Source organism: Paenibacillus sp. DMB5 (assembly GCF_001517085.1).
Lineage (GTDB): Bacteria > Bacillota > Bacilli > Paenibacillales > Paenibacillaceae > Paenibacillus_AQ.
This window is the reverse complement of the sequence record NZ_LRAC01000126.1, coordinates 59,085-73,165: the sequence shown is the minus strand read 5'-3', so window position 1 is coordinate 73,165 and position 14,081 is coordinate 59,085. Positions and strand designations below refer to the sequence as shown.

The following is a 14,081-nucleotide window of genomic DNA, read 5'->3' as shown; positions in this document are numbered from 1 at the left end:
CGAACCCACCCGGTACGGGTGGGCTCGCCAAACTTGACGCAGGTCTTAAAGTCTTACTTCTGAGTCAGCTTGTAAGCTGCTTCATACTCTTCAGTAATCTTGGTCCCGCCGGAATCCTTCCAGGTCTGTACTGCTTTTTTGAAGTCATCTTCCGTTGCCTGTCCCATGATGTACTTGAATGTAGCATCGGTGATGATCTTTGCAAGCTCGGTACCCTGCTCGTTGTTGGTTGCAGAATCGAGCGGCACAGTCGGATCAAACACGGCATACTGGTCATTTTCACGGATCAGTTCATTAGCCAGCTGCTTCTCCGGATTGGCATCCTTCAGGGTAAACGTAATTTCACTTGGTCTGCTGGAGGAGAAAGGCTGTACATCTGCCTGCCAGAGCTCGGTATTAAGGATTTTATAAGCGCCGTTTTCATCAAATTCATAGTGTGTGCCTTCAATACCGCCGGTCATCAGCATGAATGCTTCTTCATCGATCAGGTCATTGATGAACTGCAGCAGTCTTTTCAGCTCGGCTTCGGTTTTAACCTCGGATTTCGGGAATGCCATCAGACCGCCGACGCCGCTGCCTTCGGACCAGATGTGGTACTTGCCGTCACCGTTGGAGATTTTGTTCACCGGCACGAGTTCAAGACCTTCCTGCAGATCCTGGGCCAGTGTTCTCAGACTGGAGATGTCGACCATACCGGTGTAAATCCCGGTTTTACCCTGGGCGAACTGCTGCTGCTGATCGGTTTTGGCTGTAACGGCGAAGTCCTGGGCCAAGTATCCGTTTTCATAAAGCTTCTTGGAGAAGTTCAAGGTATCCATATATTCCTGCGTATCGAATTCCGGTGTGAACTTGCCGCTCTCATCCACTTTCCAGCCGTTCGGTGTGCCGAAGTAGGAGCTCAGTGTCTTGAAGCTGCTGTAGCGCAGATCGGAACGGTCACCGAAGCCAGTTGTATCGTCAATACCGTTGCCGTCCGGGTCATCCTCGGTAAAAGCTCTCGCGACTTCATACACTTCATCCAGCGTAGTCGGAACCGGCAGGCCCAGCTTATCCAGCCAGTCCTTGCGCATGATCAGGCCGGAGCGGGCCAGATTCTTCTGGAACGGTACGCCGTACAGTACGCCTTCGATGGATGCCGCTGCACGGACTTCCGGAGCGATTTTGGCCAGATTGTCGTAATCATCAAGGTAAGGGCCAACATCCCAGAACAGCCCGGATTTCAGCGAGCTCCGCACCGAGGAGTTAGTCATCATGGTCAAGGTTACAATGTCGGCCAGCTCGCCGGAGGCCAGCGCCGTGGTGATCCGTTCCTCCTTGGAGGCATCAGGCACCCAGTTGAAGGTGATTTTGGTGTTGGTGTATTCCTCAAGCAGCTTCTTAATGGTTTCCGTCGGCGGGGAGGCTGTGTGCAGAATGTTCAGCCAGGTTAATTCCAGTGGTGTATTCTCGTCTGCTACGGCAGCGTTTTTCTCTGCTTCTTTATCTCCTCCGCACGCCGACAGTAATGTGGAAAGCACGGTAACGCAGGCAAGCATACTGACCCATCTTTTTTTCATAACTCTTCTCCTTTAAAAGTAGATTAATTGGCACTGCCTTAGTAAACGCCGTCTTCGCCCATTTTTTTGGCCAGCTTGTTGGAGGCCATTACGAGAATCAGACCGACTACGCCTTTGAACAAGCCTACCGTGGTACTGAAGCTGAGCTGGCCGTTCTTCAAGCCCGCCGTATAGATGTAGGTGTCAAAAATTTCGGCCACTTCGCGGTTGAGCGAGTTGAGCAGCAAATACATATGTTCAAAGCCAAGATCCAGCGTGCTGCCGATTTTGAGGATCAGCAGGGTGATGATGACTGGACGGATGGCCGGCAGTGTCACATGCCAGGTTTTGCGCAGACGGGCAGCGCCGTCCATTTCCGCAGCTTCGTACAGCTGAGGATCTACTACAGTAATAGCGGCCAAATAGATGATCGTGGACCAGCCGAGCTCTTTCCAGATGATCTGGCCGATATAGATCGTGCGCAGCCATTCCGGCGAGGTCAGGAAGCTGATTTTTTTGAAGCCCATGCTTGCGATCATTTCATTGATGACCCCGCCGTCCACAGTCAGGAATACATAGGTAATGGAGACAATGATAACCCATGACATGAAGTGGGGAATGTACACAATGGTCTGAATCCAGTTTTTGAGATGACGGTTCTTAAGTTCATTTAACATTAAAGCGACGATAATCGGCAACGGAAAGAAAATCACGATATTCAGCGCGAACAGGATGAGCGTGTTGCGCAGCAGCATCATAAAGGTAGGTTCCGTGAACAGCCGGATGAAATGCTTGAACCCTACCCAGGAGCTGCCCGTGATTCCGAGGAACGGCTGGTAGTCCTGAAACGCGATCACAAGCCCGCCCATTGGCAAATACTTAAATATGATGAAGTACACCAGTCCGGGCAGGATCATCAGATATAAGAGCTTGTATTTCTTTACTGCGGTCAGGAACGCGCTGCCTTTCCTCTTTTCCAGATTCAGATTTGATGGTGCGGTGATGCTTGAAACTTTCACTTGTCAGCCTCCTTTGGTCATTCGGGGATTACGCTCCCTAGACTAAAGAATTTCCGGCGTTACGTATATAATCATTATGTGATTGCGTAGTCCAAACCCTTATGGCTGGGGCGTTTAGGCCCTTTTGACCTCCTGTGATGATTACAGGGTAAGATAATGATTATGGGCTGGCCAAGGCGCTTATCCCGGCGGTAAACCCAACACCTCATGCCCGGATTATATACGTAATTTGTCCCTCTTGTTACAGTTGAAAGGTAACCGAATACGAGGAGGATATGAAATGAACCACAGCTCACGAAGAAAAGAATCACTCGGCGGACAGATCTTCACGGTCGTAAATGCCGGTATCCTGATTCTGATCGCACTAGCTTGTCTGTTACCTTTTGTAAACATTATCGCCAGCTCATTCGCGACCACCCAGGAAGTGATTGCCAAGAAATTCATTCTGTTCCCGACCACCTTTTCACTGGATGCATACCGCTACATTCTGTCCACACCAACGATCTTCAAAGGTCTAGGCGTATCCGTAGGTGTCACTATTGTAGGTACTATTGTTAGTATGATTCTGACGGCGCTGATGGCCTATGGCCTCTCCCGCAAATATCTGCCGCTCAGAAACACCATTAACTTCATCGTCGTGTTCTCCATGCTGTTCAGCGGAGGCATGATCCCAACCTTTCTGGTTGTAAAATCGGTCGGCCTCATCAATTCCTACTGGTCCCTGGTCTTCCCGGTGGCGATCAACGCCTTTAATATGATCATCATGCGCAACTTCTTCCAGGCGCTGCCGGACAGCCTTGAGGAGTCAGCCAAGATTGACGGAAGCAATGACTTCGGAATTTTCCTGAAAATCATGCTGCCGCTGGCTCTGCCGTCCATCGCGACCATCTCCCTGTTCTATGCCGTTGCTTACTGGAACACTTACATGAACGCCATTCTCTACATTAATGATTCGGTAAAATGGCCGATACAGGTGCTGCTGCGCCAGATCGTTATCGTCTCCAGCGGGATGCAGGCTGAGGGCACCTCGGTTGATATTATCCCGCCTGCCCAGACGATCAAAATGGCGGTTATCGTAGTCGCTACCGTTCCGATGCTGGTCGCCTATCCGTTCGTGCAGAAGCATTTTACCAAGGGTGCCTTGATGGGGGCTGTGAAGGGTTAATTGTATAGCAGTAAAAGAAACACTGGTAAAAAGAAACGGTACCGCCTTCACTAAAGGCCGATACCGTTTTTTTGTACCTGATCATGCTAAAAAGGTTGTGATGATTATTGCTGTGACCTAAGGATCATGCTTTTGGGTTAGGCACCCTGCTGCAGCTTGCGGTAAGTGCCAGGTGTAACCTGCTCCTTCTTGCGGAAGGAACGGATAAAGTTCTGCGGATTATGGTACTGCAGCCGCTCGGCGATCTCCCGGATGGTCATATCCGTCTCCGACAGCCATTTCTTGGCCATCTCCAGCCGGTAATTCATCAGATACTCACTGAACGATGTGCCGTATTCCTTCTTAAAGATGCTGCTGAGATAATTCGGATTGTAGTGCAGCCGTTCGCCGATGCCCTCCAGCGTCAGCTCCTGGTCGAACTCGGAATGTACAATTGCAGTAATCTTGTCGGACAGGCAGCGGAATTGCTTGCTCGTCTTCTCCTTCATGGCCGTGGTCATCGGGTAGATGACCTCCTGCACTAGCAGGTGTTCAATCTCTTCGGGATTACGGATGTCCAGCACCCGGTGATACAGCTTGTTGTTATCCTGGGTCAGCAGAACCTGAATGCCGAGATGCTGCTCGAGCTGTATCAGATTGTTCACCAGTCTTACCAGCATGACCTCAAAATTCAGTGTGCTCTTGTTCTTGCCGATCAGCTGGGCCAGGAACGGATAGAGTGCCTCTGTTACCTGCTCCCTGTCCCCCAGCCGGATGCCGTTGAACAGCTGCGACTCCAGCTCAGCCGGATAATGGAGCAGCACCGGACCGGAGACGACCTTATATATATCCTCATAAAAGATAATCGATTCCTTGCCGAGATTCAGCCGCTGATGCAGCGCCTGCTTGCCCATCTCACAGGCTTCCTTGCTCTCCAGCAGATCACTGTAGGACATGCTGAATCCGATGCTGATCGGAACCTTCAGATAATTGCGCACTGCCCTCAGCAGCGCTGTTGCATATTCCAGCAGCTCCTTGTTCAGCTCCTGGTCGCTCAGCTCAGCCATGGACAGTATGGTCGCCTGCGTATCATCATTGAGGATAATCGGCAGCATCCGCTGCGTCTTCGGTATAATCTCCTCCACCATCTTGTTGATGGCCAGCAGCAGCACGTCCTTGTTCGAGGCCCCCTGGTCACCCAGGCTGTCCAGCTGAATCAGCATCGTGATGTATTTCCGTGTTCCATTAGGCGGATAGCCGAAGCGCTGCAGATTCTTCTCCAGCTCCTCGGCTGTGACACGGCTGCGGAACAGATTGAGGATGAGCTGGGTCTCCAGCTGCGGCATCTCCGCTTCAATCAGACTGGCTAGCGATTCTTTCTCCAAAAGGATCGTATCAATGGACTGGATAATGTATTCGAACTCGTTTTTGGTGTTCACCGGCGGGACCACGGATAAACTGCGCTTGATCCGCTGTATAGGTTTTGTGAAATAAGTAGCGACAATATAAGCGACAACCAGAATCAGCAAAATACTCAGCAGCCCGAGGGCGTACAGGCCGAATTTGGTCATTTTGAGCGTACCGGCGATTTCTTCCTGATCCAGCTCCGTAAGGTAAATCCAATTATTATAGGAGGACTTGGAATACAGCAGCTGAAGAGGCTGGTGTCCGCCCGTCCCCATCTCAGCCTTGCCATTCTCCTCACCTGCAGTAACGATGCCGCTGAGCTCCTCCAGTTGCCCCGCTGTCAGGCTTGTCTCCTTCTGCCCGGAATCATACAGCAGCTCACCGGATTTATTCAGAATGTATACCTGGGCCTTCTCATCCGTCTTAATGATTGAATCCAGCGTGTACTGGGAGATGTCGGATAAGGCGATGGCCTGCTTTTTGCTGGAGAACACAGGCAGTGTATTTACGAACCTTATGCCCTTATCCGTCTTGACCCAAAATAAACTCTGATTCTGGTGGTCGATATACTGCTCACGCAGCTGCTCCACATCGGCTTCACTCAGGCTGGTCAGCCGCTCATTCATGATCTGCCAGTTCTGCTCCAGACTGATCAGCGAATATTCCGTACCCTCCGCCGTCATGGAAGCAATATAGTTCAGCTGCGAATTGACACTGCGGTAAGCCTCAAAGTCCTTGATTGTAATCGGATTCGTGACCAGCTCCTGAAAAGAGCTCGTCGTGCTGAACGTATTGAACGCATATTCAATGCTCTGGATTTTGTGCTCCAGATTGTTCTTGATCTGCTCGATATAGCTCTGCTTGCTGCTGGAGAACTGCCCGACCACCGACCGGATCGTACTGATATAAATATAGCTGCCGAAGCTGGCAACCAGTCCCACCCCGAGGATCAGAATGGGAATGAAAATTCCGTAGAACATTCTCCCTTTTTTCATTGCGCTGCCCCTTTTATTTCTGCTCATTAATATTTATTATAGCGCTTTCAAAAAGGGGTTTCCATGATTTTTTTTAACGTGTGCAGCAGGTTTTTCCACTTTTTTGCCAAGCAGGGCCGTTGATTGAGCACGTTAACAATTAAGAGGATTGGCTATCGTTCAGATCAGAGGTTCCATATACGAACTGAATAAAATATTAGAAGGTTATGACACAGATTGTTACCCAACAGCAAATAACTTTATGCCATTTGGGGACTTTCATCAGGAAGGGGCTGTACTCACAGCAAAACTGTAAAATGGTTGTTAACGTGTTCAATGTTAAATCAACGCATATAAGTTTCATCCATTTAATCCAATTTATCCAGTATCTGATTTTGGAGGAAAGAGTTATTTACGCAGAATAACAGTCCACTGTGGTTTGGGTGTGTGGGAATATGCTGAATGCTTGATGAACCGCTCGCTTTTAAATAATTGGTAGTACGAGGAGGAAAGGTTCATGTAACTGCATTTCGTGCAACTAAAACGCCGCTTTTTTCCCGAGTTATAAACATAACTGCACTCCGTACAACTAAAACGCCGCCTATTCCGGTTTTTGAACAATTCAGGCCATTTTAGTTGTATAGAATGCAGTTATACGCTGCAAATGCGGGATTTCGCCAGTTTTAGTTGCATAAAGTGCAGCTAACGTACCGCATTACGGCAAATGTATAAACAACAGACTTCTGGAAGCTGAAACGATGCATTATCAAAAAAGACTCTGCCACACACATGAAGCAGTTGTACAATTATCAGTTGTCCAAAACACGGGACTGTTCATTCAAAAACATACTAGGCAATCTCCTTCTATTTTCCTGCTCAATCAGCAGCCCCGTCTGCCTGTCTAAGCTGTATACTCTGCCGCCGCTTCATCCCGCGAAGGAGCCTCTCCGGCCATTTGCTTGAGCAGCTTCTTCATCATGACCGAGCCTTTGACCTTCGTGGACAGGCACGGGGACACTTCAATGGTATACATGCCCTGCTGTATAGCTGCCTTAAGCTCCGCAACGGTTAAGCAGTCCTCCTCCAGCCGGTTCACAACGCTGCCGTACTGCAGGCATTGATGGCTGTCACTGCCGGCAATGACCGGGATACCTAAGCGCGCTGCAAACGGTTCGATCAGTGCCCGGTACGGCTGCTCACCCTGCATGTAAATATCCTTGGCATTGAAGTCAAAAGCGTCCAGCCGGGCCAGCAGCTGCGGGTCCAGATGATGCAGCGGCGTTGAGGTCCGGAACGGATGGGCGCCGATTTTCCATAAACCATGTGCTTCGGCCAAATCTAGCAGCTGGCGGAACGGGATAAAGGAGTCTTCAAGCGTATTGCCCTCAAGGGCGCAGCGTGCTTCCAGGATGTCCTCTTTTAGTCCGATCAGCAGGATATGGCCGGTCTCGGCAATATCGACCTCCATGCCCGGAAAAATCCGCAGGCCGTCAGCCTCGTAATAATGTCCGTTGTACGGGTACATCCGGTCCAGCGTCTCATACATTCCGAAGAAATTGGAGGTGTTGAAGTGCTCCGTCAGTGCCAGCGCCTGCAGGCCGTTCGCCAGCGCCTCCGTGACCATTTCACGGAAGTATTCTTCCGAGAAAGCGGATTTCTTCGATAGCTTGCCGTGGGTATGCAGATCTATTTTCATATAGGGATGACACTCCTTAGTTTTCTGGGTTAATAGAGCAGATTAATATAGCAGATTAGGAAAAGCGGCTCCCAGCGGGAATAGCAGGCTGATATATACAGCGGAGAAGGCAACAAACAGCCAGTCCCGGCGCTGCATGGCCAGATAGGACAGACGCAGCTTTTTGACCTTGGGGTTATTAACGGCATAGGTATAGCCTCTGGTCTCCAGCGCTTCAACCGTGGTGCGTGAACGCTTGGCCGTGTTCAGCATCAGCGGATAGAAGACCAGTACGAGAATCCGCAGGTAATACGCGGCGGTTCGCAGGTAGAGAAACCCGTGCTTCGCCGGCCGCTGCCCCCTGAGCCTGAACGAGAGCAGAATCTGGTGGAACTCCTCCAGCAGCGTCGGCAGAATACGGTAGCCATACGACAGGCTAAAGGCAAAGGCATCCGGAACGCCGAGCGCGGACAGCCCGTCACTCAAACGCTCCGGGTCAAGGCTGGAGAATACCGTGATGCTTGCCAGTGAAATGACCGACAGCTTGAGCGTCAGGGTCAGCATCGGCAGCAGCGATTCAGCACCTCCGCCAAAGAACAGCGACAGCAGGAACATCCAGCCTATCTGGCTGACCAGACCGAGACAAAGGATGAAGACAATATACGGACTGACTTTGGACAACACCGTAGTAACTACCATAAAGACAAACATGCCGAGCAGAATCGTGCGGTTATAGATGAACCACGGCGTAATGGCAAAAAATAAGTACCAGATCAGCAGCATCCGCGGGTCAAGCCTGCCCAGGAACGTGCTGCTGCTGTTATACGCGGTGCCGAGCAGCTCCAGCTTGATGTGCTCAACGGAGATTTTGCCCAGCGCCCGTTTAACGGCTTCCACCATGTACAAGCTCCCCCTTTCTCCATTCCGTCATAGCAGTGAATTCTTCCAGGCTGCTGCAGATTTGCGGCAGGTTCAGCAACCGGCTCATTTCCATGAGCTGGGTTTCAGCCAGCCCGGCGCGCCGCAGCAGCTGCCCATCCGAAAATATAGCCTCCTTATCGCCATCGGCTATAATCCGGCCCTCGCTCATCACGATGATCCGGCTGGCCCACTCGGCCACCAAAGACATGTCATGCGTAGCGATGACTACCGTCTCGACATGGCCGCGCAGCGCCTCCAGCACCCGGGTCATCTCCTGCTTCGTTGAAATATCGAGATTGGCGGTCGGCTCATCCAGCAGCATGACTGCCGGTCGGACGGCAGCGCCAACTGCCAGCGACACCCGGCGCTGCTGCCCGCCGCTGAGCAGCCGGGCATCCCGCTCAGCCAGCTCCTGCAGGCGGAAGGCCTCCAGCATCTCTTCCACTCTTTCGTCCATATCTGCGAGCTTTCTCGCTTTCAGATAATACGCAATCTCTCCGCGCACCGAATCGTCGATGAACATATCCTCAGGGTTCTGGAACACATAGGACACTATACCCGACAGCCGCTCCGGCGGCAGTCCGTTCACGGTAATATCCTTGACCTGAACTGTACCGCCTGTCGGGACAGTGATGCCGGCAATCAGCTTCATCAGCGATGATTTGCCTGCCCCGTTGTTGCCGATCAGCGCTACACGTTCCCCGGCGTACAGCTCCAGACTGATGCTGCCGAGCACCGGCTGCAGTGTCTTGTGGATCGTCCGGTAAGAGAGCCGGATCTGCTCCATCCGGACGATTGGCTCTGCCGCGGCCTTAATTGCTGCGGCTTCCGTTGCCGCAGGCGCTGCGGCGCCAGGCGGAACCGCCGGAGCACCATCTGAAGAAGCGGCAGCAAGAGAACAGGCATCGGCATTAGCAGGATCAGCAGCATTTACAGCAGCTGTCCGCCGCCCAAACCATGTCCGCCCCTCCTCACAGCTGAGCGGATAATCCCCCGCTGCCTGCCGGTCCGGCCGGAGCAGCCAGGCCGCCCGGGTGACATCGGGCGGATAAATCCCTAAGGCCAGCAGCTCCTCCACTGAGGTGAGCGCTTCACGGACCGGCTTCTGCCAGCGCAGCCGTCCGCCGTCCATGAGCACCACTGAGCGGCAGTACTCCGCAATGAACTCCGCGTGATGCTCAATCACCACAATAGTTTTGCCGTGGTGCTCATTCAGCCGGCGCAGGATCTCATAGATCTGCCGGGCATGCTGCGGATCGAGCTGGGCCACCGGCTCATCGATGACCAGGATGTTCGGGTCCATGGCGAGCGCTCCGGCCAGGGCGAGCAGATGCTTTTGACCCCCGCTGAGCTGCCAGATGAATTCGCGGCTCAGACCGCTGAGGCCGGTAAGCTCCAGCGCACGCAGCCCCCGCTCCCGGTAATCGGCCAGCCCGTAATTCAGCGGTGTGAAGCATACATCGTCCAGCACCGTCGGCCGGACCAGCTGGTTCTCGAAATCCTGATACACATAGCCAATGTGCCGGGACAGCTCGCTGACCCGCTTCCCTTCCGCAGATTCACCAAGCAGCTTAAGCTCCCCCTCGAAGTCTCCCGTATAATAATGCGGAATCAGTCCGTTGAAGCATTTGCACAGTGTCGATTTGCCCGAGCCGTTGCTGCCGATGACCGCCACGAAATCCCCCCGCTGCAGGGTAAACGAAACCTCCTGCAGCACCGGCTGATCCGCGCCGGGATAGGTAAAGGATACATTGCTCAGTTCCAGCAGCGGCTTATCCATCCAGCTGCCCTGCTTCCTGGCGCCTGCGCGCAGCGTTCCGCAGGATCACAGCCAGTACCACAGCCGCAACTACTGCAGCTGCCAGCATGCTGATCCAGATCAGCATCCCCTCATTCGATTCTGCCCCCGGCAGCTCGAATTCGCCGATGCTCCAGCCTGACTCGGACAGCAGCTCTGCACCCATCGCAATCAGGGCTAGCAGGATGGCGCCGCCCAGCAGCTTCGGGGACAGCCACGATTTGCTGCCGGAAGCATACTGCATATTCCGTTCGCGCGGCTTCATGCCGAGCAGCGGTTCGATTTTACCGTACAGCCGGGGTACCAGGTACATCGTCGGCAGCAAAGCGAACAGTATGCCCGAGAACAGCACATCATTCAAGAATCCGACACTTTCGATGATGACAATACTTTCAGCTAAGCCTTGAACCGCCTCAAGCTCCTCCACACCGACCCATACCTTGGCAATGTCGATAACCGAGCTGCAGAACTGGTGAATCGCCACCCCGCTGATCGCCGCGATGCCGACCTGCCTGCGGTTTTTGGGATCAGATACCATCCGGCCGGCGATATACATCGCGAGCGAGAACGTAATGAATTTTTCCAGCTCACCGAGCCCGCCGAACTGCCCCAGCATCAGCTCACCGAAGATCACCTCGCCAACTGCTGCCCCCACCGCCGCATACAGCGGATGAAACAGCATGCACAGCGTCAGCGGAATGAAGGCGAAATACTCAACCGACAGCTCAATCGGCCCCAGCTGGACACTCGGAATAAGCTCTGTGAACATGTTGGACAAGCCGTAGAGTGACATGGACAGCACGAAGATCATCATTTTCTGGGATTGGGTCAGCGTGTAGCGCGTTTTTAACGTACTCATTTCGTAATGGCCCCCTTCAAGAATTTAACTTAAGTATAGAAAGAGCGTGTCAGCACAGCTTTTCCCGTTTGTTAAGAGGGTGTAATCTTTTTTCCATGTTTTTTAACGCTGTAAAAATATTTACATCACACTGGCAGGCTATAGTGAAGAAGCATCATCATTCCAGGAGGACAACTGCCTATGTATAAGGACTGGAACCGCCGTCCCTTTTCCCCGAACCAGCGGGTGATTGCCGATTTTATTCAAAAGAATGAGCTGCGCGTCCTCTACATGACCGAGCAGGAAATGGCTGACGAGCTGGGCGTCAGCATTGCCTCGGTCTCCCGCTTCTGGAAAGCCGCCGGCTACCGCCACGCCAAGGACTTCAAGAACAGCCTGCGCTTCCGCTTCGAGTCCACCCCGTCCGAAAAAATGCGCGATGCCATGCAGCGGACCGGCGGCAGCTCCCTCCCGCAAATGCTGCTGGATGTGGCCTCACATCACCTGCAGGAGACGAACCGCTATTTGAACGAAGCCCACCTTGAGCGTGCTGTAGCCGCCCTGTCCGCTGCCCGGCATATTTACATTTACAGCCCCGGCCCCTGTGCCGGTCTCGCCGAGCTGATGACTTACCGGATGGCCCGCTACGGGCTGAATCTGAAAAAGATGGCCCCAAGCGGCCATGAGCTGATGGAGTCCCTGATGCATGCCGGCAAAAAGGATGTCGTGCTCGTCTTCGGCTTCGTACAGCTGCTGCCCGAAACGGATGTCATCCTCGACTATGCGCGGGAGGCGGGCTATTTCGTTATCCTGATTACCGACAGGCTGGTCTATCCCCGTTCACAGGATGCTGATATTGTGCTGTACGCCGGGCGGGGCGAGGTATGGGAGTTTCATTCGATGGTTGGACCCACCTACATTATCGAGAATCTGATCCTCGGCGTCGGCCTGCTGAGCAAGGACCGCAGCCTGAAGAAGCTCGACAAGCTCCAGCAGCTGCGGTCCAGGTATGGGAGCAGGCTGCCGCGGAGCTGACTAATGGTGCATAGCAAAAAGACGCCTGGCGCAGGACTTATCTGTCCTGGTGCAGGCGTCTTTTTAAGGATCTCATTAATCTAGTTGGATTTTCGTCACATAATTTCAGTACTTTTCGATATTTACATCATTTAGTTGGAAAAACGGCATCTATCTAAAGCTATTTACCGCTCGAAAGGCCATTCTGGTGAAAATAAGTGACGTTTTTCCAATTAGTTTACTGATAGCGGAACAAATCAGAGAATTAGATGGCGAAATTCCACTTAAATGTATTCAGCTCAACAAAGTGCTCCAGCTAACTACTCAGTCAGCTTTACTTTCAGCGCCTATCACACCGCTTCCGGCTCCGCCGTTACAATAGCAGGAACTGTCTCTATCGTCACATTTCCCGCCACGGCCCGCGAAATCATACAAGACTGCTCGGCCTTATGAGCCAGCCGATCTGTTTTCGCAAGCTCAGCCTCAGTCACATCTGCTCTAAGCACAATGCGCGGCTTATGCGTGATCCGTTCGTACGTGAACACGTTGTTCGTCACATCCACAGTCGCCTCGGACTCCAGTGTCAGCTCCTGAGGTGTAATACCGGAACGCTCCAGCATCGCCGCCAGCGTGATCAGATAGCAGGTAGCCGCTGCCCCCAGCAGCATCTCGTCAGGATTGGTCCCCGTTCCCGGCCCGCCCATCTCCTGGGGAATCGAAATGACTGTTTTAAGCCCGCCTGCGTCAATATGCCCCTCACTGTTACGTCCGCCGTTCCATACCGCTTTTAGATGAAAAGGATGTTTCATGTCAATCGTTCCTCCCGTTTCTTTCCGGTACACACCGGGATGTATATTGTTGATGGTACAATCCATCTTATCATAGAGAGGCCCGCAACAAAATTTCGCAACAGCACAGAAAAGCAAACTCGATCAGTAAACGGTAAGATGCAATCTGTTGCTTTAACTGGCACAATCTTCTCAATGCAAAGAGGAAAATATAAAAAAGACACCTTTGTTTTCACAAAGATGCCTGCTTCATAGAAGAGCACTTACAGCCCGAGAATCTGTTTTTTCTTGGCTTCAAATTCCTGTGTAGTAATGACACCTGAATCTCTCAGTTCTGCAAGCTGTCTCAGATCATCGATCGATCCGGTAGGAGCCGGGGATGCTGTGCGATTATTTCTGGTAGATTTATAGCTTGCTATATAATCACGGATTTTTACGGCGGTTTTCATTTTACCTGGCTGAATCAGTACAACGTTTGCGGCAGCCCCTTTTACATTATCCTTTTTAGTGGTTTTAAGGCCGGGGGTAATGACCTGCAGGTAAGGTACCCTTAAAAAGGGCTTAACTATGCTGATAGTTACCACCTGCTCTAATGGAATAGTTTGGGTGTGTCCATTCAATTTCTGCACGTTGCTTGGCTTAATTACCAGATAATCGTCATAAAGCTCTAATGATGATGTTCCACCGCTGATTTCGTGTATCATATTTTCCACCTCATCTTTAAGATAGATGTTATGTTAGCATATTTTTCTATTTATTCTCTATAATTATCCTCACAGTAAAAAAATCACTGAATCCCTGCTGTACCAAACGTAGCCTCTGGTACAGGGAATGTCCGTCAATAATCAGATCAGCAAACCTGGTATTTTTGTTCCCTTCCTGCGCAGGATCGGATTCTTCGAACCGGGTTCCGGGTCTGACAGCCAAGTGACTTATTGTTCTCATCGCTTCTCCTTATCAGCTGAAAT

At 51.9% G+C, this 14,081-nt stretch carries 11 protein-coding genes; 2 read left to right on the top strand and 9 right to left on the bottom strand.

The window, feature by feature from the left end; translation table 11 throughout:
• Nucleotides 1-53: 53 nt before the first annotated feature.
• Nucleotides 54-1,556, bottom strand: a complete 1,503-nt coding sequence (locus AWJ19_RS17205) for an extracellular solute-binding protein (RefSeq protein ID WP_068725565.1) — start codon at nucleotides 1,554-1,556, stop codon at nucleotides 54-56.
• Nucleotides 1,557-1,594: 38 nt separating this feature from the next.
• Nucleotides 1,595-2,554 carry a sugar ABC transporter permease gene (locus AWJ19_RS17200; protein ID WP_277815820.1) on the bottom strand — a complete coding sequence of 320 codons (960 nt, stop codon included), beginning with the start codon at nucleotides 2,552-2,554 and terminating at the stop codon, nucleotides 1,595-1,597.
• A 280-nt stretch (nucleotides 2,555-2,834) separates the two neighbouring features.
• Here AWJ19_RS17200 and AWJ19_RS17195 point away from each other — a divergent pair, with 280 nt between their 5' ends.
• On the top strand, nucleotides 2,835-3,719 hold the full coding sequence (locus AWJ19_RS17195; RefSeq protein WP_068725563.1) for a carbohydrate ABC transporter permease: 885 nt from the start codon (nucleotides 2,835-2,837) through the stop codon (nucleotides 3,717-3,719).
• A 137-nt stretch (nucleotides 3,720-3,856) separates the two neighbouring features.
• Here the strand turns inward: AWJ19_RS17195 and AWJ19_RS17190 are convergent, their stop codons facing one another.
• The 5 genes from AWJ19_RS17190 to AWJ19_RS17165 all read right to left on the bottom strand — a co-directional run bounded on the left by AWJ19_RS17190 (nucleotide 3,857) and on the right by AWJ19_RS17165 (nucleotide 11,332).
• Nucleotides 3,857-6,100, bottom strand: a complete 2,244-nt coding sequence (locus tag AWJ19_RS17190) for an AraC family transcriptional regulator (protein ID WP_068725561.1) — start codon at nucleotides 6,098-6,100, stop codon at nucleotides 3,857-3,859.
• An 880-nt stretch (nucleotides 6,101-6,980) separates the two neighbouring features.
• On the bottom strand, nucleotides 6,981-7,775 hold the full coding sequence (locus tag AWJ19_RS17180) for a PHP domain-containing protein (protein WP_068725558.1): 795 nt from the start codon (nucleotides 7,773-7,775) through the stop codon (nucleotides 6,981-6,983).
• A 42-nt stretch (nucleotides 7,776-7,817) separates the two neighbouring features.
• The gene (locus tag AWJ19_RS17175) at nucleotides 7,818-8,654 is read right to left on the bottom strand and encodes an energy-coupling factor transporter transmembrane component T (protein ID WP_128083628.1); all 837 of its coding nucleotides are present in this window, start codon (nucleotides 8,652-8,654) and stop codon (nucleotides 7,818-7,820) included.
• Nucleotides 8,638-10,455 (bottom strand): ATP-binding cassette domain-containing protein, encoded by a 1,818-nt coding sequence (locus tag AWJ19_RS17170; protein WP_068725556.1) that lies wholly within the window; start codon nucleotides 10,453-10,455, stop codon nucleotides 8,638-8,640. The genes AWJ19_RS17175 and AWJ19_RS17170 overlap by 17 nt, the downstream gene beginning before the upstream one ends.
• Nucleotides 10,448-11,332 (bottom strand): cell division protein FtsQ, encoded by an 885-nt coding sequence (locus AWJ19_RS17165; protein WP_068725554.1) that lies wholly within the window; start codon nucleotides 11,330-11,332, stop codon nucleotides 10,448-10,450. Before AWJ19_RS17165 ends, AWJ19_RS17170 begins: the two co-directional genes overlap by 8 nt.
• A gap of 180 nt (nucleotides 11,333-11,512) precedes the next feature.
• Between AWJ19_RS17165 and AWJ19_RS17160 the strand changes: the two genes are divergently transcribed.
• On the top strand, nucleotides 11,513-12,346 hold the full coding sequence (locus tag AWJ19_RS17160; RefSeq protein WP_068725553.1) for a MurR/RpiR family transcriptional regulator: 834 nt from the start codon (nucleotides 11,513-11,515) through the stop codon (nucleotides 12,344-12,346).
• Nucleotides 12,347-12,675: 329 nt separating this feature from the next.
• Here the strand turns inward: AWJ19_RS17160 and AWJ19_RS17155 are convergent, their stop codons facing one another.
• Nucleotides 12,676-13,134 (bottom strand): OsmC family protein, encoded by a 459-nt coding sequence (locus tag AWJ19_RS17155; protein ID WP_068725551.1) that lies wholly within the window; start codon nucleotides 13,132-13,134, stop codon nucleotides 12,676-12,678.
• A 242-nt stretch (nucleotides 13,135-13,376) separates the two neighbouring features.
• Entirely contained in the window at nucleotides 13,377-13,817 is a 441-nt protein-coding gene (locus tag AWJ19_RS35915) for an SHOCT domain-containing protein (RefSeq protein ID WP_068725549.1), read from the bottom strand.
• Nucleotides 13,818-14,081: the final 264 nt, after the last annotated feature.

Bases quoted from the DNA above. Each gene is read 5' to 3' on its own strand.
- AWJ19_RS35915 (WP_068725549.1), bottom strand. From the start codon at position 13,817: ATGATACACGAAATCAGCGGTGGAACATCATCATTAGAGCTTTATGAC.
- AWJ19_RS17165 (WP_068725554.1), bottom strand. From the start codon at position 11,332: ATGAGTACGTTAAAAACGCGCTACACGCTGACCCAATCCCAGAAAATG.
- AWJ19_RS17175 (WP_128083628.1), bottom strand. From the start codon at position 8,654: ATGGTGGAAGCCGTTAAACGGGCGCTGGGCAAAATCTCCGTTGAGCAC.
- AWJ19_RS17190 (WP_068725561.1), bottom strand. From the start codon at position 6,100: ATGAAAAAAGGGAGAATGTTCTACGGAATTTTCATTCCCATTCTGATC.
- AWJ19_RS17160 (WP_068725553.1), top strand. From the start codon at position 11,513: ATGTATAAGGACTGGAACCGCCGTCCCTTTTCCCCGAACCAGCGGGTG.
- AWJ19_RS17205 (WP_068725565.1), bottom strand. From the start codon at position 1,556: ATGAAAAAAAGATGGGTCAGTATGCTTGCCTGCGTTACCGTGCTTTCC.
- AWJ19_RS17180 (WP_068725558.1), bottom strand. From the start codon at position 7,775: ATGAAAATAGATCTGCATACCCACGGCAAGCTATCGAAGAAATCCGCT.
- AWJ19_RS17195 (WP_068725563.1), top strand. From the start codon at position 2,835: ATGAACCACAGCTCACGAAGAAAAGAATCACTCGGCGGACAGATCTTC.
- AWJ19_RS17170 (WP_068725556.1), bottom strand. From the start codon at position 10,455: ATGGATAAGCCGCTGCTGGAACTGAGCAATGTATCCTTTACCTATCCC.
- AWJ19_RS17155 (WP_068725551.1), bottom strand. From the start codon at position 13,134: ATGAAACATCCTTTTCATCTAAAAGCGGTATGGAACGGCGGACGTAAC.